This is a genomic window from Arthrobacter sp. UYEF36 (assembly GCF_040547025.1).
In the GTDB taxonomy this organism is placed as follows: Bacteria; Actinomycetota; Actinomycetes; order Actinomycetales; family Micrococcaceae; genus Arthrobacter.
Map to the genome: position 1 here is coordinate 279,888 of NZ_JBEPOX010000002.1, position 17,656 is coordinate 297,543.

The 17,656-nt window shown below is 67.3% G+C and carries 15 protein-coding genes; 4 read left to right on the top strand and 11 right to left on the bottom strand.

Annotated elements, in window-relative coordinates:
- Nucleotides 1–36: 36 nt before the first annotated feature.
- The 3 genes from ABIB29_RS05350 to leuA all read right to left on the bottom strand — a co-directional run bounded on the left by ABIB29_RS05350 (nucleotide 37) and on the right by leuA (nucleotide 3,455).
- Nucleotides 37–864 carry an isoprenyl transferase gene (locus ABIB29_RS05350; protein WP_354170729.1) on the bottom strand — a complete coding sequence of 276 codons (828 nt, stop codon included), beginning with the start codon at nucleotides 862–864 and terminating at the stop codon, nucleotides 37–39.
- 2 nt (nucleotides 865–866) lie between these two features.
- Entirely contained in the window at nucleotides 867–1,622 is a 756-nt protein-coding gene (gene recO / locus ABIB29_RS05355; protein WP_354170731.1) for a DNA repair protein RecO, read from the bottom strand.
- A gap of 93 nt (nucleotides 1,623–1,715) precedes the next feature.
- Complete coding sequence (gene leuA / locus ABIB29_RS05360; RefSeq protein WP_354170733.1) at nucleotides 1,716–3,455, bottom strand: 2-isopropylmalate synthase; 1,740 nt, start codon at nucleotides 3,453–3,455, stop codon at nucleotides 1,716–1,718.
- Nucleotides 3,456–3,706: 251 nt separating this feature from the next.
- Here leuA and ABIB29_RS05365 point away from each other — a divergent pair, with 251 nt between their 5' ends.
- Nucleotides 3,707–5,659 carry a M13 family metallopeptidase gene (locus ABIB29_RS05365; RefSeq protein ID WP_354170734.1) on the top strand — a complete coding sequence of 651 codons (1,953 nt, stop codon included), beginning with the start codon at nucleotides 3,707–3,709 and terminating at the stop codon, nucleotides 5,657–5,659.
- A gap of 102 nt (nucleotides 5,660–5,761) precedes the next feature.
- On the opposite strand, the gene ABIB29_RS05370 is transcribed toward ABIB29_RS05365, so the two are convergent.
- The 5 genes from ABIB29_RS05370 to ABIB29_RS05390 all read right to left on the bottom strand — a co-directional run bounded on the left by ABIB29_RS05370 (nucleotide 5,762) and on the right by ABIB29_RS05390 (nucleotide 11,285).
- A complete protein-coding gene (locus ABIB29_RS05370) occupies nucleotides 5,762–7,219 on the bottom strand; it encodes an LCP family protein (RefSeq protein ID WP_354170736.1) in 1,458 nt (485 codons plus the stop codon).
- A 236-nt stretch (nucleotides 7,220–7,455) separates the two neighbouring features.
- Complete coding sequence (era, locus tag ABIB29_RS05375) at nucleotides 7,456–8,415, bottom strand: GTPase Era (RefSeq protein WP_354170737.1); 960 nt, start codon at nucleotides 8,413–8,415, stop codon at nucleotides 7,456–7,458.
- The gene (locus ABIB29_RS05380) at nucleotides 8,399–9,730 is read right to left on the bottom strand and encodes a hemolysin family protein (protein ID WP_354170739.1); all 1,332 of its coding nucleotides are present in this window, start codon (nucleotides 9,728–9,730) and stop codon (nucleotides 8,399–8,401) included. Before ABIB29_RS05380 ends, era begins: the two co-directional genes overlap by 17 nt.
- The gene (gene ybeY, locus ABIB29_RS05385) at nucleotides 9,727–10,200 is read right to left on the bottom strand and encodes an rRNA maturation RNase YbeY (RefSeq protein WP_354170741.1); all 474 of its coding nucleotides are present in this window, start codon (nucleotides 10,198–10,200) and stop codon (nucleotides 9,727–9,729) included. The genes ABIB29_RS05380 and ybeY overlap by 4 nt, the downstream gene beginning before the upstream one ends.
- The gene (locus ABIB29_RS05390; protein WP_354170743.1) at nucleotides 10,197–11,285 is read right to left on the bottom strand and encodes a PhoH family protein; all 1,089 of its coding nucleotides are present in this window, start codon (nucleotides 11,283–11,285) and stop codon (nucleotides 10,197–10,199) included. Before ABIB29_RS05390 ends, ybeY begins: the two co-directional genes overlap by 4 nt.
- A 498-nt stretch (nucleotides 11,286–11,783) precedes the next feature.
- On the opposite strand from ABIB29_RS05390, the gene ABIB29_RS05395 reads away from it, so the two are divergent.
- The gene (locus ABIB29_RS05395) at nucleotides 11,784–12,632 is read left to right on the top strand and encodes a GerMN domain-containing protein (RefSeq protein ID WP_354170745.1); all 849 of its coding nucleotides are present in this window, start codon (nucleotides 11,784–11,786) and stop codon (nucleotides 12,630–12,632) included.
- Nucleotides 12,633–12,799: 167 nt separating this feature from the next.
- Here the strand turns inward: ABIB29_RS05395 and ABIB29_RS05400 are convergent, their stop codons facing one another.
- From ABIB29_RS05400 to hrcA, 3 genes are all read right to left on the bottom strand, one after another.
- Nucleotides 12,800–13,579, bottom strand: coding sequence for a 16S rRNA (uracil(1498)-N(3))-methyltransferase (locus ABIB29_RS05400; RefSeq protein WP_354170747.1), 780 nt, complete (start codon nucleotides 13,577–13,579; stop codon nucleotides 12,800–12,802).
- A gap of 2 nt (nucleotides 13,580–13,581) precedes the next feature.
- On the bottom strand, nucleotides 13,582–14,709 hold the full coding sequence (gene dnaJ / locus ABIB29_RS05405; RefSeq protein WP_354170749.1) for a molecular chaperone DnaJ: 1,128 nt from the start codon (nucleotides 14,707–14,709) through the stop codon (nucleotides 13,582–13,584).
- A 101-nt stretch (nucleotides 14,710–14,810) separates the two neighbouring features.
- Complete coding sequence (gene hrcA / locus ABIB29_RS05410; RefSeq protein WP_354170751.1) at nucleotides 14,811–15,824, bottom strand: heat-inducible transcriptional repressor HrcA; 1,014 nt, start codon at nucleotides 15,822–15,824, stop codon at nucleotides 14,811–14,813.
- Between the two features lie 232 nt (nucleotides 15,825–16,056).
- Between hrcA and ABIB29_RS05415 the strand changes: the two genes are divergently transcribed.
- Together ABIB29_RS05415 and ABIB29_RS05420 are read left to right on the top strand one after the other, a co-directional pair.
- A complete protein-coding gene (locus ABIB29_RS05415; RefSeq protein WP_354170753.1) occupies nucleotides 16,057–16,908 on the top strand; it encodes a DUF3097 family protein in 852 nt (283 codons plus the stop codon).
- A gap of 143 nt (nucleotides 16,909–17,051) precedes the next feature.
- Nucleotides 17,052–17,471, top strand: a complete 420-nt coding sequence (locus tag ABIB29_RS05420; RefSeq protein WP_354170754.1) for a DUF4870 domain-containing protein — start codon at nucleotides 17,052–17,054, stop codon at nucleotides 17,469–17,471.
- Nucleotides 17,472–17,656: the final 185 nt, after the last annotated feature.

Here is a 17,656-nt window from a genome sequence, read left to right on the forward strand (position 1 = left end):
CCTGCCCCCGGGCGGGTGGGGCAGGCGGTCCAGGGGTCAGGCCGGGCCGGCAGGGGCCGCGTCCACCGCACCGCCGTAACGGCGGTCCCGCTGGGCGTAAATCTCGACGGCGTCCCACAAAGTACGCCGGTCAACATCGGGCCACAGCGTGTCCATAAAGACGAACTCCGCATACGCCGACTGCCACAGCATGAAGTTGGAGAGCCGCTGCTCGCCGGAGCTGCGCAGGAACAGGTCAACGTCCGGCAGGTCTGGTTCGTCCAGGTATTTCTGGATCGTTTTCTCGGTGATGGCGCCCGGCTTGAGCCGCCCGGCGGCCACTTCCTCCGCGATCGCGGACACCGCATCCGCGATTTCGGCGCGCCCGCCGTAATTAACACACATGTTCAAAGTGCAGGTGCTGTTGCCGCGGGTGAAGTCCTCGGCCTCCTCGAGTTCGCGGATGACCGAACCCCACAGCCGGGGACGCCGGCCGGACCAGCGGATCCGGACGCCCCACTCATCGAGCTGGTTGCGCTGGCGACGTAGCACATCCTTGTTAAATCCCATCAGGAAGCGCACCTCCTCGGGCGAGCGGCGCCAGTTTTCCGTGGAGAAGGCATAGACGCTCACATACTCGATGCCGAGCTCGATCGCCCCGGCCACCACGTCCAGCAGGGCCGGCTCCCCCGCCTTGTGGCCCTCGATCCGGGGCAGTCCGCGCTGGTTGGCCCAGCGCCCGTTGCCGTCCATCACGATCGCGACGTGCCGCGGAATGAACTCGGCCGGGATCGCCGGGGGCACGGCGCCGGAGGGGTGCGGGTACGGGCCCACCACGGGGGTGCTGCGCTGCCGGACCGGATTCTTCGTTTTACCCAACGCCACAGTTACGTTCGCTCCACATGTTTGAGGGATTTAAGGACACGTTCCAGATGCCACTGCAGGTAGCTGGCCACGAGGCCCGCGGCCTCGCGGCGGTGCACGGGGACGGACGCGTCCGCCGTCGTCCAGTCCCCGGTGAGCAGCGCGCCGAGCAGCAGAACAGTTTCCGCGGCCGGCGCAGGGGACCCCGGCGGCCGGCAGTCGGCGCACACCATGCCGCCGAGCGGAGCCGAAAACGCAGTGTGCGGCCCGCGTGCCCCGCAGCGGGCACAGTCGGTGAAACTTGGAGCCCACCCGCCGGTGGCGAGGGCGCGCAGCAGGTACGAATCGAGAATGAGTTCCGGGCTGTGGTCGCCCCGGCTCAGCGAGGCCAGGGCGCCGACGAGGAGGTTGTACTGGGCTGTGCCCGCTTCGCCGTCGACGTCGGTGAGTTTCTCCGCCGTCTCCGTCATGGCCGCAGCCACGGTGTAGCGGCCGTAATCCGCGGCGATGTTGCCGCCGTAGGCACCTTTGGCGACGGCCTGCGTGACAATGTCCAGGGTGCGGCCGGAAATCAGTTGGAGGTCCGCGACCATAAAGGGTTCCAGCCGGGCGCCGAAGCGGCTGCTTGTGCGCCGGACGCCCTTGGCCACCGCGCGGACCTGGCCGTGGTGCTTGGTGAGGATGGTGATGATGCGGTCCGCCTCGCCCAGCTTGTGGGTGCGCAGAATGACGCCGTCATCACGGTAAGCGCGGGAGGCAAAGGAGGAGGGTTGGGCCACGGTTAATCTTCGCACTGTCTGTGAACTAAACGCTGCCGATCGGACAATCAGCACTGCGCCGCCGGAAAGCCCGGCGGCGCAGTGGCGGCCGGCTTAGGCGCGGACGTCCCGGATGGCCCGGTTCACGGCCGAGATGACGGCCTTGAGCGAGGACGTGGAGGTGTTGGCGTCGATCCCGACGCCCCACAGCACGCGCTCCCCCACGGCGCATTCGACGTACGCCGCGGCGAGGGCACTGCCGCCTTCGGACAGGGCATGTTCGCTGTAGTCCAGCACCCGGACGTCGACGCCGTCTTCGCGCAGGATGCTCAGCAGCGCAGCGATCGGACCGTTGCCGGTGCCGGTGCGCTGGACCGGGGTGCCGTCGATTTTGAGCGCGGCATGCAGTGTCATTGAACCGTCCTCGTCCGTCTCCGTGCTGAACGGGCCGAGGGCGTAGCGTCCCCACTGCGCGTCAGCCGAGCCGGAGGGCAGGTATTCATCCTGGAAGACCTGCCAGAGCTGGGCGCCGCTGACTTCGCCGCCCACGGTGTCGGTCTGCTTCTGGATGACACCGGAGAACTCGATCTGGGCGCGCCGGGGCAGGTCCAGGTTGTGCTCGTTCTTCAGCAGGTAGGCGACGCCGCCCTTGCCCGACTGGGAATTGACCCGGATGACGGCCTCGTAGCTGCGTCCGAGGTCCTTCGGGTCGACCGGCAGGTACGGGACCTGCCAGGGGTAGTCGGCAACGTCCTTGCCGGCGGCGGCTGCGTCCTTCTCGAGCGCCTCCAGGCCCTTCTTGATGGCGTCCTGGTGCGAGCCGGAAAATGCGGTGAAGACGAGGTCCCCGCCGTACGGTGCACGCTCGGCCACGGGCAGCTGGTTGCAGTACTCAACGGTGCGGCGGACGTCGTCGATGTCGGAGAAATCGATCATCGGGTCGATGCCCTGGACGAACATGTTCAGGCCCAGGGTCACCAGGTCCACGTTGCCGGTCCGCTCGCCGTTGCCGAACAGGCACCCTTCGATCCGGTCCGCGCCGGCCAGGTAGCCCAGCTCCGCGGCCGCGACACCGGTGCCGCGGTCATTGTGCGGGTGCAGGGACAGGATGATGCCCTCCCGCGGGTGCAGGTTGCGGCTCATCCACTCGATGGAGTCGGCGTAGACGTTGGGGGTGGCCATTTCCACCGTCGCCGGCAGGTTGATGATGACCTGGCTGTCGGCGGAGGCCTCAAACACGTCGGCGATGGCGTTGCAGACCCGCACGGCGTACTCCAGCTCGGTCCCGGTGAAGGATTCCGGCGAGTACTCGTAGGTGATGTGGGTGTCCTGCAGGGTCTCTTCGTATTTCTTGCACAGCCGTGCGCCCTGCAGGGCGATGTCCAGGATGCCGTCCTCGTCCTGGTTGAAGACAACCCGGCGCTGCAGGACCGACGTCGAGTTGTACAGGTGCACAATGGCCTGCTTGGCGCCGACCAGCGACTCGTAGGTCCGCTCGATCAGGTGCTCGCGGGCCTGGGTCAGGACCTGGATGGTGACGTCGTCGGGAATGTGGTTGCCCTCGATCAGCTGGCGGACGAAGTCGAAGTCCGTCTGCGAGGCGGAGGGGAATCCGACCTCAATTTCCTTGTAGCCCATCCTGACCAGCAGCTGGAACATCTTCAGCTTGCGGGCGGGGCTCATCGGGTCGATCAGGGCCTGGTTGCCGTCGCGGAGGTCCACGGCGCACCAGCGCGGGGCTTTGGTGATGACCTTGTCCGGCCAGGTGCGGTCCGGCAGTTCGACCGTAATCAGGTCCTGGAACGGGACGTAGCGGTGGACGGGCATTCCTGAGGTCTTCTGTGCGTTTCGCATTACAATCGGGGCCTTTTCTGTGATTCCTGATGAAAGGGTGGCCGGGCAACACAAACTCCGCAGCGAGGGTGGGCCTTGCGCTAGATCGCGTCTGAGGCCTCGCCGCGGCAGCTAAGAAGAAGCAGTTCTGCGCGCACCTTTTCACAGTAACACGGGTGCGTAAGATGAAGGAGCCACACCTCCGTAACGTCCACCATGCAGACCGGCGACCGTAACAAGGCGGTGCCGGGTTGCCTCTCAAAGGAGCATCCGTGCCACTTTCGGGAATCGCCCTGTCCAATATCGACTCCAGTGTCCGGCCCCAGGATGACCTGTACGAGCATGTCAACGGCACCTGGCTCAAGAGCACCGAGATCCCTGACGACCGGCCCCTGGAGGGGACGTTCACGGCGCTGCGGGACGGCTCGGAGCTTGCGGTGAAGGAGATCATCGAGGACGCGGCGGCCCGCGGCGCGGAGTCCACCGGCATTGAGCAGAAAATCGGGGACCTGTACAACAGCTTCATGGACGAGGCCGCGGTGGAGGCCAAGGGGCTGGACCCGATCCGGCAGCGGCTCGCCGAGGTGTTCGCCGCGCAGACCACCGCCGAACTCGTGGCTCTCTCCGGGCGGCTGTTCCGCGCCGACGTCGGCGGCCTCTTTTATATCTATCCCGCCCCCGACGCCGGCAACCCGGACCGGATCCTGCTGTACACCGGCCAGGGCGGACTGGGCCTGCCGGATGAGTCCTACTACCGCGAGGAGAAGTTCGCCGCGGTGGTCCAGGCCTACCAGGACCATGTGGCGACCGTTTTCACCCTGGCCGGCGTTGCCGACCCGGCGGCAGCGGCCGGCCGGGTGGTGGCGCTGGAGACGGCGCTGGCCTCGCACCACTGGGACAAAGTCACCCTGCGGGATCCGCAGAAGACGTACAACCTGAAATCCGCCGATGAGGCCACGCAGCTCTTCCCGCTGCTTCCGGCCTGGTTCGACGCCGCCGCCATCACGCCGGAAAAGCGCGCCGAGCTGGTCGTGAGCACCCCGGATTTCTTCTCCGGGGCGGCCTCCCTGCTCGACTCCGAGCCGCTGTCCGTCTGGCAGGAATGGCTTGCCCTGCGCGTGGTCAGCGCGGCAGCACCGTACCTCTCCTCCGCGTTGGTGAACGCCAACTTCGCCTTCTACGGCACCACGCTCAGCGGCACGCCGCGCAACAAGGACCGGTGGAAGCGCGGGGTCGCCGTCGTCGAGGCTGCCCTCGGCGAGGCCGTGGGACAGATCTACGTGGCCCGGCATTTCCCGGAGACGCACAAGGCCAGGATGGAGTCGCTGGTCGCACACCTGATCGAGGCGTACCGCGAATCCATCACCGGCCTGGCCTGGATGGGCGAGGACACGAAACATGAGGCGCTGAAGAAGCTCGATTCCTTCCGGGCCAAGATCGGCTACCCGGACAAATGGATCGACTACTCCGCGGTGGACATCGACCCGTCGGACCTGCTCGGCAACGTGGAGCGCGCGCACAATGCCGACGTCGACCGGCACCTTGATGAGGTGGGCAAGCCCGTGGACCGGGAGAAGTGGCTGATGACGCCGCAGACGGTGAATGCGTACTACCACCCGCTGCTCAACGAGATCGTTTTCCCCGCGGCGATCCTGCAGCCGCCGTTCTTCACCGCCGACGCCGACGATGCCGTCAACTATGGCGGCATCGGCGCCGTCATCGGGCACGAAATCGGGCACGGCTTCGACGACCAGGGCTCCCAGTACGATGGCAGCGGACTGCTCCGCAACTGGTGGACGGAGGACGACCGCAGCGCCTTCGAATCGCTGGCCGCCAAACTGGTGGCCCAGTTCGATGCGCTCTCCCCCGCCGCGGCGCCCGGGCACCCCGTCAACGGCAAACTGACCCTGGGCGAGAACATCGGCGACCTCGGCGGCCTGACGATTGCTTACAAGGCCTACCTGATCAGCCTCGACGGCCAGGAGCCGCCGGTGCTGGACGGCCTGACCGGAGTGCAACGCTTCTTTGCGTCCTGGGCTGCCAGCTGGCGGCAGGTCATCCGGACCGAGGAAGCGATCCGCAGGATCGCCACGGATCCGCACTCCCCCAACGAGTTCCGCACCAACCAGATCGCCAAAAACCTCGACGCCTTCCACGAGGCATTCGGCACGGCGGAGCAGGACGGCATGTGGATGCCCGCGGACGAGCGCGTCAGCATCTGGTAGGCGGCCCTCCCCGGCAGCACCGAGGGCATGCCCACAACAGAGGGCCGGCCCCGGGAACAGTTCAGTTCCCGGGGCCGGCCCTCGTGGGGTTAACGCACGCCGCTACCGGGTGATCAGCGCCGGATTGGCCTGCTGGCAGACGACGTCCCCGGCGGTCTGGTTGACGATGTCCGAGGGCAGCTGCACCGCGGCGTCCCCGCCCGGGGTGCCGCCCACCAGGTCGCTGCCCAGGTAGACCTGGACGCCCACGACACCGGCGGCGGGCAGCACCTGGGTCGCCGGAACGCCGAGCAGGGCGGCAACATCAGCGGCCACAGCCTCGTAGCCCGCACCGTAGTACACGGCGGTCGCTGCGACCGGCTGGGCGGCCAGCTGGCCAAGTTGGGTGAAACCGCCGGCGGTGAGGGCCTGGATAATCTCCTGGGCCCGCGCCGGAACCCCGGAGCCGTTCGCCACGGTCACGGGCTGCAGCGCCTTGTCGTAGGCGGGGGCCGTCTCGCTGGGTGTCGGCTCGGGGCTGGGACTGGCGCTGGGGTCCGGGGACGCGGACGGGCTCGGCGGCGCCGTCGGGTCCGTGAGGTCAATATCCTTGCGCATCGCGGCGAAGAGCTGGGAAGCAGCGGGCTCCGCGACCTGCAGTCGGTTCGGGTCGCTCACCGCGGGGACCGTCGGGACCGCCACGAAGGCGACCTTTCCGACGTCGATGTTCTTCAACCGGTTTCCCACCGTCAGCAGCGTCGGGATGGAGGCGAGCCCCTCGTCGATGGTCAGGTTCCTGGTGACGACGTCGGCGATTTCCAGCATCTTGCCGGGGTTGGACATCGTGCCGTCGTCCTTCATCTTCCGCGTGAGGGATGACAGGAAGCCCTGCTGTGCCTTGATCCGGCCGAGGTCGCCGCCATCGGCGAACGCGTGCCGGGTGCGCAGGAACGCCAGTGCCTGCTCGCCCTGGACGGTGGAGGTCCCCTGGGGGAGCCGCAGCTTCGAATCCGGGTCATACACGGCGTCGCTGATGCAGACCTCCACACCGCCCACGGTGTTCGAGAGCTCCTTGACGGCGTTGAAATCGGCCATCATAAAGTGGTCGACCTCCAGGCCCGTCAGTTTGTTGACTGTGTCCACGGCGCAGCCAATGCCGGCCTCCGACATGGCCTCGTTGATCATCACGTTTTCCTGCGCCGGGAATTCCTTCTTGGATTCCTGTTCGGTGCATTCGGGGGTGTCCACCAGCAGGTCGCGGGGGAAACTGACCACACTGACCCGCTTGTTGTCCGCGGAGATGTCCATCAGCATCATGACGTCGGAGTGCCCGTAGCCCGTGGCGTCGTCGGACGTGCCGTACTTCGCGTTCTTGCCGTCACGGGTGTCCGAGCCCAGAATCAGGATCTGCATCCTGTCCCGCGAGTCGTCCAGTGCACCCTCGGTCTTGTCGCTGCCGGCTCCGAGTGATGCCTTGCTGATATTGCCCTGCAACCGGATGACCCAGTAGGCGCCGAACGCGAGGACACCAACCAGCAGGATGGACACAGCGGCTGTGCCAATCTTCAGCCAGCCGGGCATGCGGCGGAGGGGTCCCAGATGCCGTGCCGGTCCCGCGGCGGGATCATCCGTGTGCCGGGCAGCAGAACCTGACCGAACCGGGGATCCGGTTCCGTCAGCACGGTCTTCACTGGGTCGAGACACAGGTGAGCCTTCTTTCACGACAGGGGTCAGGCCATTTTAGAGTCCGAATCTGGGAATTCCCCGATGGCGGGCTCCATGGGAGCGGCGCGGGCCTCGCCGGCGCCGGGTTGTGCCTAGAAGCCGAGCTTGACCAGCTGCTTCGGGTCGCGCTGCCAGTCCTTGGCGACTTTCACGTGCAGGTCAAGGTAGATGCGCGCGCCGAGCAGCGCCTCGATCGACTTGCGGGCGTTGGTGCCGACCTCGCGGAGGCGGGCACCGCCCTTACCGATGATGATGGCCTTCTGGGAAGGACGCTCCACGTAGAGATTGACCCGGACGTCGAGGAAAGGCTTGTCTTCGGGCCGGCCCTCCCGTGGAACGATCTCGTCCACGACGACGGCAAGGGAGTGCGGCAGTTCGTCGCGGACGCCCTCGAGGGCGGCTTCCCGGATGAGTTCGGCGATCATCACGGCTTCCGGTTCGTCCGTCAGGTGGCCGTCCGGGTAGAGAGGCGGCGACGGCGGCATGTGGGTGATCAGCACGTCGGCGAGGGTGCCGACCTGGAAGCCGTCGGTGGCGGAGACCGGGACGATGTCCTTCCAGCCGTCCTCGCCGAGGACCTCGCGGCCCAGGGCGGCCACGGCGAGCAGCTGCTCGGTGAGCCCCTGGCGGTCCACCGTATCGGACTTCGTCACGATGGCAATGACCGGTTTGTTGCCGATGGCAGCGAGCTGGGCGGCGATGAACTTGTCGCCCGGGCCGATCTTCTCATTGGCCGGCAGGCAGAAGCCGATCGCGTCGACCTCGGCGAGGGTGTCGGCGACGAGCTCGTTGAGCCGCTTCCCCAGCAGGGTGCGGGGGCGGTGCAGGCCCGGGGTGTCCACCAGGATCAGCTGCGCGTCGTCGCGGTGCACGATGCCACGGATGGTGTGCCGGGTGGTCTGCGGCTTGGCCGAGGTAATCGCCACCTTCTGGCCGACCAAAGCGTTGGTGAGGGTTGACTTGCCCGCATTGGGGCGTCCAACCAGCACCGCGAAACCGGCCCGGTAGCCGCCGTGGGCTGCTTCGCCGTCGGACTTATTCTGCTTGCTCACGTGAGACTCCCTGTTGGATTGGTGTGGCCTCGTCGAGAAGGTCTTCAAGGTCAGTTTCTACTCTTGGTGCGGCGGCCGCAATGATGTGGCTGACGCGGTTCCGCCGGCCCTCGAGCCGGTCGGCACGCAGGGACAGCCCGTGGACCTCGACGGTGCTGCCGACTATCGGCACCCGCCCGAGGGCCTTGGCGAGCAGGCCGCCCACGGTGTCCACTTCGTCGTCGTCGAGCTCGAGGTCGAAAAGCTCGCCGAGGTCCTCGATGCTCATCCGGGCGCTGACCCGGTAGCTTCCGTCGCCGAGTTCCACCGCCTCCGCGCTCTCGGTGTCGTACTCGTCGACGATCTCACCGACGATTTCCTCGATGAGGTCCTCGAGGGTGACGAGCCCGGCGGTGCCGCCGTATTCGTCGATGACGATCGCGACGTGCGTCGATTCCTTCTGCAGTTCGCGCAGCAGTTCACTGACCGGCTTGGAGTCAGGGACGTAGCGCACCTCGCGGGCGAGCTCGTCGACAACCGGCGGCTCCTGAGCGGGGCCGAGGTTATGGATGACTGCCGCCACATCCTTGAGGTACACGATGCCCAGGACCTGGTCCGTGTTCTCGCCGATGACGGGGATCCGGGAATAGCCCGAGCGCAGGAACAGCGACATGGCCCGGTGCAGGCTGGAACCGGAGTCGATGCTGAGGATGTCGGTCCGGGGCACCATGACGGAGCGGACCAGGGTGTCGCCGAAATCGAACACCGACTGGATCAGCTCGGCCTCGTTGTCCTCGATCACGTCTGACTCCGTGGCGCGGTCCACGAGTTCCCGGAATTCCTCTTCGCTGAAGAAGGCCTCGTTGTCCGCGGGCGCGCCGGGGGCCACGGCACTGCCCAGGGTGACGAGCCAGCCGGGAATCGGGCCCAGCACCCAGCAGAGCCAGCGGATCACCGGGGCGCTGAAGCGGACCAGGCCGGCCGAGTGCACCCGGCCGAGTTGCCGGGGGGACACTCCGACAATCACGAAGCCCAGCAGGGCCATTACGCCGGTGGCGATGAGTCCGGAGAGCCAGACGTTGTCGAGCAGGCTGTTCAGCAGCACCGTCACGGCGACGGCGGAGGCCATGTCGAACCAGATGCGCCAGAACCGCAGGGCCCGCATGTGCGCCACGGGCTGGGCCATGATGCGCTTGAGCGCGGTTCCGCGGCTGTGCAGGATCGCGGCCCCGGCATCATGCCGGGAGAGGTAGTTGAAAGCAGACTCAGCTGCGGTCAGGAACGCGGCAAAACTGAGGAACACCAGCGCCATGCCGGCAACGATCAGTGGGGTCACTGAATCGTCTCGGAGGGGGCGTCTTTACCGGTGAAGGCGGCGAGCAGTTCGCGCTGGAGGCCGAACATCTCCTCCTTCTCCTCAGGCTCCGCATGATCGAAACCGAGCAGGTGCAGGATGCCGTGGGTGGTGAGCAGCAGCATTTCGTCCTGGGTGGAGTGGCCGGCGTTCATCGCCTGGACCTCCGCGACCTGCGGGCAGATGGCGATGTCACCCAGCATGCCCTGCGGCGTGGGCTTGTCCGGGGTACCCGGCGTCAGCTCGTCCATAGGCACCGAGAGCACGTCGGTGGAGCCCGGCTCGTCCATGAGTTCTATGTGCAGCTTCTCCATGGCCGGCTCGTCCACGAGCAGGATCGACAGCTCGGCCTGCGGGTGGATAAAGAGGCGTTCGAAAATGAACCGGGACAGCCGGACCAGCCCGGCCTCATCGACGGTGACACCGGATTCGTTGTTGACCTCGATGCTCACGCGTGTTCCCCCCGCTTGTCCCGGGCCACGGAGTGCTTGACCCGGTTCCGCTGGATCTCGTCCCAAACGCTGTAAGCATTGACGATGTCCCCCACCAGGCGGTGCCGGACGACGTCGGAGGCGTCCAGGACGGTGAAATTGACGTCGTCGATGCCCATCAGGATGTCCTCCACGATCCGGAGGCCGGAGCGGGTCCCGAACGGCAGATCCACCTGCGTGACGTCGCCGGTGACCACCATCTTGGAGCCGAAGCCCAGCCGGGTGAGGAACATCTTCATCTGCTCCGGGGTGGTGTTCTGTGCCTCGTCCAGAATGATGAAGGCGTCATTGAGCGTGCGTCCGCGCATGTAGGCCAGCGGGGCGACCTCGATGGTGCCGGCCGCTATCAGCCGCGGGATGGATTCCGGGTCCATCATTTCGTGCAGGGCGTCATAGAGCGGCCGCAGGTAGGGGTCGATCTTGTCGCTGAGCGTGCCGGGAAGGAATCCCAGCCGCTCCCCCGCCTCGACGGCGGGACGGGTCAGGATGATCCGGGTGACTTCCTTTTGCTGCAGGGCCTGCACGGCCTTGGCCATCGCCAGGTACGTTTTGCCGGTACCGGCCGGGCCGATCCCGAAGATCACCGTGTTGGCGTCAATCGCGTCCACGTAGTTCTTCTGGTTCAGCGTCTTCGGCCGGATCGTCTTGCCGCGGCTGGAGAGGATGTTGTGGGTGAGAACGTCCACCGGGTTCTGCAGCGACTGGCTCCGGAGCATCGACACAAGCTGCTGCAGGACAGCGGGAGTGATCACCGTGCCCCGGGCGACGAGTCCCCGGACTTCGTTGAGCAGGCGCATGATCCTGGGCACGTCGGCGGCCGGCCCGCTGATGGCGAGCTCGTTGCCGCGGGCGTGGAAGTCGACAGCCGGGAACTGGGCCTCAATGAAGCGGAGGGCTTCGTCATGACTGCCGAGGGACTGGACCATCTGATCGGAGTTGTCGAACAGGACTACCTCCGTCCGCAGCCCTGGTAGGGAGTGGGGGAATTCACCTGCGGCGCGCTCTCCGGCGCTGATCCGGGCCTTGCCGTTCGCTGCTTCAGTCATGGTGTTGGCCCGCGGGCCTCTGGTCCCCTCCAGCTCGGAAATGGTCTGTCCGCTGATCCGGACCGACGGCGCTTGATGTGAGGGCGGTGCTCGCCTTCTGCTTCCGGGTGTCAGCGGGTCCTTTTATCTTACGCCAGTGAGGGGCTGCGCACTTCGCCGGGCGGGACGGCCTGGCGCGCCGCCACCTGGCGTCATCCGGAGCCGTCCCCGGTTTTTGGTATCAACTTCGTATCAGCCTCATATCGTTCCCGTTGCAGTTCCCGCCCGCCGGCCGAATCCACGCTTACGCGCCGGACCCGTATGCCATGCTGGAAACCGGCCTCCGCCACGGCTTTTAAGCCGGGCTGGCGGGCCGGTACGAACGATAAAACCGAGCAGCGAAGGGCAACGGCCATCGGGGAACGCGGGACTGGAGACACAGCGGCAGGCAGGCGGATACGTCCGGGCCTGCCGCTCCTGGCGCTGCCCGCGGCGCTGGCCCTGGCCCTTACCGGCTGTGTGGCCACCCCCCAGTCCGGCATCACGGATTCCAGTGCCCCCTCGCAGGTCCTGTCCGCCCAGGCGACTGCCCCGACCACGAGCGCGCCGCTGGAAACCACGCAGGCGTCCAACAAGGCGCCGGTGTACTGGATCGGCCGGAGCAACGACAGTATGTTCCTCTACCGGGAGTTCCGTGACGTTCCGGAGCAGGACAATCCGGTCACGCGGGCGCTCCGGGTCATGATGTCCGAGAAGCCGCTCGATCCGGACTTCTTCACTCCGTGGCAGAACCCGAAGAAACTGGCCAGCTCCATCTCAGGCAAGAACGTCATCACGGTGGACATGTCCGCGGATGCCTTCAACAGCAACGTGGATCCCGTCATGGCCGAGCGTGCGGTCCAGCAGCTTGTCTACACCGCGACGGCGGCCGCGGCCAGCGCGGGGCTGATCGATGCCGGCCAGCAGATCCAGGTGGTGGTCCTCGTGGACGGGCATACCGACTACGTCGCCTTCAACCACGTCCGCCTCGGCGCCCCGACCGCCCGCAGCGTCGGGATGGTCGCCCCGGTGTGGATCATTGATCCCCAGGAGGGGACGTCCGTGGACGACGGCGCCGTCAAGATCTCCGGCCGCGGTACCGTTCCGGGAGGGAAACTCCGGTGGGAGATTCTGCGCATCGACGGCAGCGTTGAGACGAGGTACCTGGACGGGACGGTCACGGCCTCGGCTGAGGCCGGGCAATCGGGAGCGTTCAGCCTGTCGGTCAACCTTGGGCCCGGCAACTATGAGGTCCGGGTCTCGCAGATCGAGGACGGCAACCCGGCCGAGGACCTAAACGTCGACACCCGCGGGTTCACGGTCAAGTAGCGGACCCCAACCGGATTTCAGCATCGGCTGCTCCGTAACGGCCCTTTTGAACCCTCAGAACGGCGGTCTGGGCCCACGCCGGCAGGGTTCCCTGGCCGAGCTTGCGAGGCGAGGGGGCCGGTGGGGAGCAGTCGACCGCTCTTTATCCGCGGACGGACCGGCGGACGCTACCAGCGGCCCAGGATGTCGCTGGCGAGGACCGTGGCGGCGGGACCGGCCGTGGAGGAACGCAGCACATGGTGTCCCAGCAGGGCTGTCACCGCGCCGGCATCGCAGAGCCTGGTCACTTCCCGCGGGCTGATTCCGCCCTCGGGTCCAACGATCAGCAGCACCTCGCGGCCCCCGTTTGACCCGTCGCCGGCGAAGCCCGCGTCCTGCCAGGCCTCCAGCACCCGACGCAGCGGCCGGACGGCGTCCTCGTGCAGGATGATGGCGAGGTCGGCCGCCGCCACTGCCGCCTGCAGCCCGGCGCCGTCGACGGCGGGGCGGACCTCCGGGATCCAGGCACGGCGGGCCTGCTTGGCCGCCGCCGTGACGACGGACTGCCACTTGGCGTGCGCCTTGGCGGCACGTTCGGCCTTCCAGCGGACAATCGAACGTTCCGCCTGCCAGGGGACGACGGCGTCGATCCCCAATTCGGTGGCGGTTTCGGCGGCGAGTTCGTCCCGGTCGCCCTTCGCGAGGGCCTGGACCAGGACGAGCCGGATCCCGGGCCGGGGTTCGTCGGAGAGCCCGGAGCACTCCACCGTCAGTTCGTTGGGCGCGGCGGCGGCCACGGTGCCGGTAAGGCGCTTGCCGGCGCCGTCGGCGATGTCCACGGTCTCCCCCGCGGCCAGGCGCTTCACCGTGACTGCATGGCGGGCCTCGGGTCCGTCAAGGACGAAGACGGAACCAGGGGCCAGCCCGTCCAGGGTGCCGGGGGCAGTGAAGAAGACGGGGTTGCTCACCGCTACAGGTTACCGAGCCGGTCCCGGAGCTTCGCGAAGACCCCGCCGCTCGCTGCAAGCTTTCCTTCGGTGAACTGTTCCCCGCGCAGCTTCGCGAGCTGGCGGAGCAGGTCCTCCTGGGCGGGGTCGAGCTTGGCGGGGGTGTCCACCTGGAGGTGGACCTTGAGGTCGCCGCGGCCGTAGCCGCGCAGGTGGGTGACGCCGAGCCCGCGGAGCGTAATGATTTCCCCGGACTGGGTGCCGGCTTTGACGTCGATCTCCTGCTGGCCGTCGAAGGTCTCGAGGGTCAGCTCGGTGCCCAGCGCGGCGGCCGTCATCGGGATGTTGAGGCTGGCGTGCAGGTCGTCGCCGTCGCGCACGTACGTGGCGTCGTTGGCGACCCGGATCTCGACGTAGAGATCGCCCGCGGGACCGCCGGCGGGACCGGCTTCGCCCTGCCCGGAGAGCTGGATGCGGGTCCCGGTGGCGACGCCGGCGGGAACCTTGACGGTCAGGGAGCGCCGGCTGCGGATCCGGCCCTGGCCGGCGCATTCGTTGCAGGGGTCCTTGATGACGGTGCCGAAGCCCTCGCAGGACCCGCAGGGGGCCGTGGTCATGACCTGGCCGAGGATGGAACGCACGGCGCGCTGGACCAGGCCGCTGCCGCCGCAGATGTCGCAGCGTTCCGGGTGGCTGCCGTCCCGGCAGCATGAGCCCTCGCAGGTGGGGCAGGTGACGGCCGTGTCCACTTCGAGTTTCTTGTTGACGCCGAACACTGCGTCGCGCAGCTCGATCCGGACGCTGATCAGGGCGTCCTGGCCGCGGCGGACCCGGGAGGCCGGTCCAGCCTGGCCGCCGGCGCCGAAGAATGTTTCGAAAATGTCCTGGAACGCGAAGCCCTGGCCGGCGTAGCTGCCGCCGCCGAAGCCGTTGTCGGTGCCGTTCTCGTTGCCGGTGGTGTCGTAGATCCGGCGTTTCTGCGGATCGGAAAGCACCTCGTAGGCGTGGGTGACGGCCTTGAACCGGTCCGAGGCGTCATCCCCGGGGTTCACGTCCGGGTGGAGGGTCCGCGCCAGCTTGCGGTAGGCCTTCTTGATCTCTTCTCCGGTAGCTTCGCGGGAGACTCCCAGAACGTCGTAATGGCTGCTCAAAGTTTGTATCTCTTCCTTTTTGTACTGCCGGTGGGGCACTGCCTGTTAGGGGCAAGAAGTCTGGTGCCGGCCCGTCGGGCCGGTCGGGTGGACGCGGTTCGTCAGGGGCCGAGGATCCGCGAAAGGTAGCGGGCCACGGCCCGGACGGCGGCCATGGTGGTCGGATAGTCCATCCGGGTGGGGCCCAGCACTCCGACTTTCGCCGTGGCGTCCGGGCCGTAGCCCGTCGCCACTACTGAGGCCTCCGCGAGGCCGTCGTACGGGTTTTCCCGGCCGATGCTGACCGTCACGCCCCGCGGGTCCTCGGCCATGTCGCTCAGCAGGCGGAGCATGACCACCTGCTCCTCGAGGGCCTCCAGCACCGGGCCGATGCTGAGCGGGAAGTCGACGTTGGAGCGGGCCAGGTTGGCGGTCCCGGCCATGACCATACGCTCCTCGCGGCTGCTGGCGGCCAGCGCCTCAAGGCCGCGGGCCAGCGACTGGGCGGCGCTGCGCCGTGCGGGCGGGCAGCTGGCAATCACCGACTGCAGCGTCTGCGGCAGCAGGTTCAGCGGAGTGCCCGAGAGGCTGCCGAGGAACCGTGTGCGCAGTTCGGACAGGGCATCGTCGGAAAGATCCTGCCCCGCGTCAATGACCCGCTGTTCGACCTTGCCGGTGTCCGCGATCAGCACAGCGAGCACCTTGCGGGGAGCCAGCAGGACGAATTCGATATGCCGCACCTTGGCGCGGCTGAGGTGGGGGTACTGCACAACGGCAACCTGGTTGGTCAGCTGCGAGAGCAGCCGGACGGTCCGGTCCAGAACGTCGTCGAGGTCCTCGGAGCCCTCCAGCAGCGCCTGGATGGCGCGCCGTTCCGCCGGTGAGAGCGGCTTGACCGCCGAAATCTGGTCCACGAAGAGCCGGTAGCCCTTGTCCGTGGGGATGCGCCCGGCGCTGGTGTGGGGTGCCGTGATGAGGCCCTCGTCTTCCAGAGCCGCCATGTCATTGCGGATCGTGGCGCTGGACACTCCGAGGTGGTGCCGCTCTACGAGGGCTTTGGAGCCGACGGGTTCCCGTGAGTGGACGTAGTCCTCCACGATGGCGCGCAGCACTTCGAGCTTGCGTGGCTCGCTCACCCTCCACCTCCAATCGACTGTCCCGCATCCGGTGCCGCCGTTCGACGGCCGCGCCTGACGCTGTCCTGGCACCAAGACGTGTTGATTAGCACTCGACATGCCTAAGTGCTAACCAGTCTAATATGAGTCGCCGCATTGTTAGCATTGGATTCGCTCCGGGCGTTCCTCCTGGGGTGGGTGTTTTCGGGCACAGCCCGCCGCAGCAAACCGAGCGCAAAGCAGTGTGTAGCCAATGTCGTACCAGAACTGGGGCCCCCAGGACCTGTCCGCCCCCGCCAAAACCCAACTGCCGGAAGTGCAGGTGGAGCGCGGAATGGTGCTCGAAGATGTGCAGTCCGGCTGGGTGGGCGCCGTGACCCGGGTGGAGAAGTCAGGCGGCATGCACGTCGTGGCCCTTGAAGACCGCCGCGGCAAATCCCGGTCCTTCCGCCTCGGCTTCGGTTTCCTGCTGGAGGGCCAGCCGATCCGGCTGATGCCGCCGGCGCCCCGGGCCGCCGCCGCAGGCACCGCAGGCACCAGAACCGCTTCCGGCTCCGTCCGGGTGGCCGGCCAGCGCGCCCAGGTGGCCAAAGCGAGCCGGATCTGGGTGGAGGGCAAGCACGACGCCGAACTCGTAGAAAAGGTCTGGGGTGACGATCTCCGGGCGGAGGGCATCGTCGTCGAGCCGCTGCACGGCATCGACGACCTTGCCGGTGCCGTGGCGGCGTTCGGGCCCGGGCCAGGGCGCCGGCTTGGGGTGCTGGTGGACCACCTGGTTCCCGATTCCAAGGAATCCCGGATCGCCGAGGCTGTGATGGCGTCCCCCGGCGCGGCCGGTAACGTCCTGATCGTGGGCCACCCCTACGTCGACGTCTGGCAGGCAATCCGGCCTGCCGTACTCGGAATCGAGCAGTGGCCGGTGATCCCCCGCGGCGTGGATTGGAAGACGGGCATCCTGATGGCCTTCGGCTGGCCGCACAGCACCAAGGAGGACGTCGGCCTGGGCTGGCAGAAGCTCCTGGGCGCGGTCCGGAGCTACGCCGATCTGGAGCCCTCCCTACTGGGCCGGGTGGAGGAGGTCATTGACTTCCTCACTGTTCCCTGAGGAGCCCTGCAGCGCTCCCCTGCCAGCGGGCCGATCCGTGAATTGGCGCCCGAGCAAGTATTCTTGGTACAGCGGCTACGCTCCCGGCGCAGCCTTGGCACCTCCAGGCACCAACGCACCACCGCAATCCGAAGGACGACACCGTGGCAGATAACGCACGCGAACACACTGGCAACCAGGCCGGCCATGGCCAGCCCCCGTACCACGGCGTTCCCGCGAATGCGCTGCCGCTCACGGCCAACGAGGACCGGCAGTGGGCCACACTGGCCCACTTTGGCGGCATCCTGGGCTGCGTTCCCGCGCTGCTGATCTACCTGATCTTCAAGGACCGCGGCCCGTTCACGGCCCAGGAGTCCAAGGAAGCCCTCAACTTCACGCTGCCCCCCACGATTGCTGCCGTACTGTGCAACCTGCTGGTTTTCGTCCCGGTGGTGGGCAACATCTTCGCGGTCCTGGCCACGGTCATCTGGATTGCCGTGACGTGCTTCTCGGTCGCGGCCGGCATCCACGTCAACCGCGGCCAGCCGCACCGCTACGAATACAACCTGCGCTGGATCAAATAGGCCTGTAGCCGCAACGGCCGTGGGCAGCGGCCGGAATGCTCACTACCTGACATCGGTCACCCAAGCCTGGCCTGTACGTCCAAGGTCGCCCGCCCCGCCTGCAGCCTCGCTTTGGTCCCGCCCTTCCGGGCATGGGAGACGTATAAGGACCCGGACACCCGCCTTTTGGAACCCTGTCCCCTCGC

Excerpts from the sequence above, each read along its gene's own strand:
- leuA (WP_354170733.1), bottom strand. The coding sequence starts at position 3,455 with ATGCGAAACGCACAGAAGACCTCAGGAATGCCCGTCCACCGCTACGTC.
- ABIB29_RS05370 (WP_354170736.1), bottom strand. The coding sequence starts at position 7,219 with ATGCCCGGCTGGCTGAAGATTGGCACAGCCGCTGTGTCCATCCTGCTG.
- ABIB29_RS05390 (WP_354170743.1), bottom strand. The coding sequence starts at position 11,285 with ATGACTGAAGCAGCGAACGGCAAGGCCCGGATCAGCGCCGGAGAGCGC.
- ABIB29_RS05415 (WP_354170753.1), top strand. The coding sequence starts at position 16,057 with ATGTCGTACCAGAACTGGGGCCCCCAGGACCTGTCCGCCCCCGCCAAA.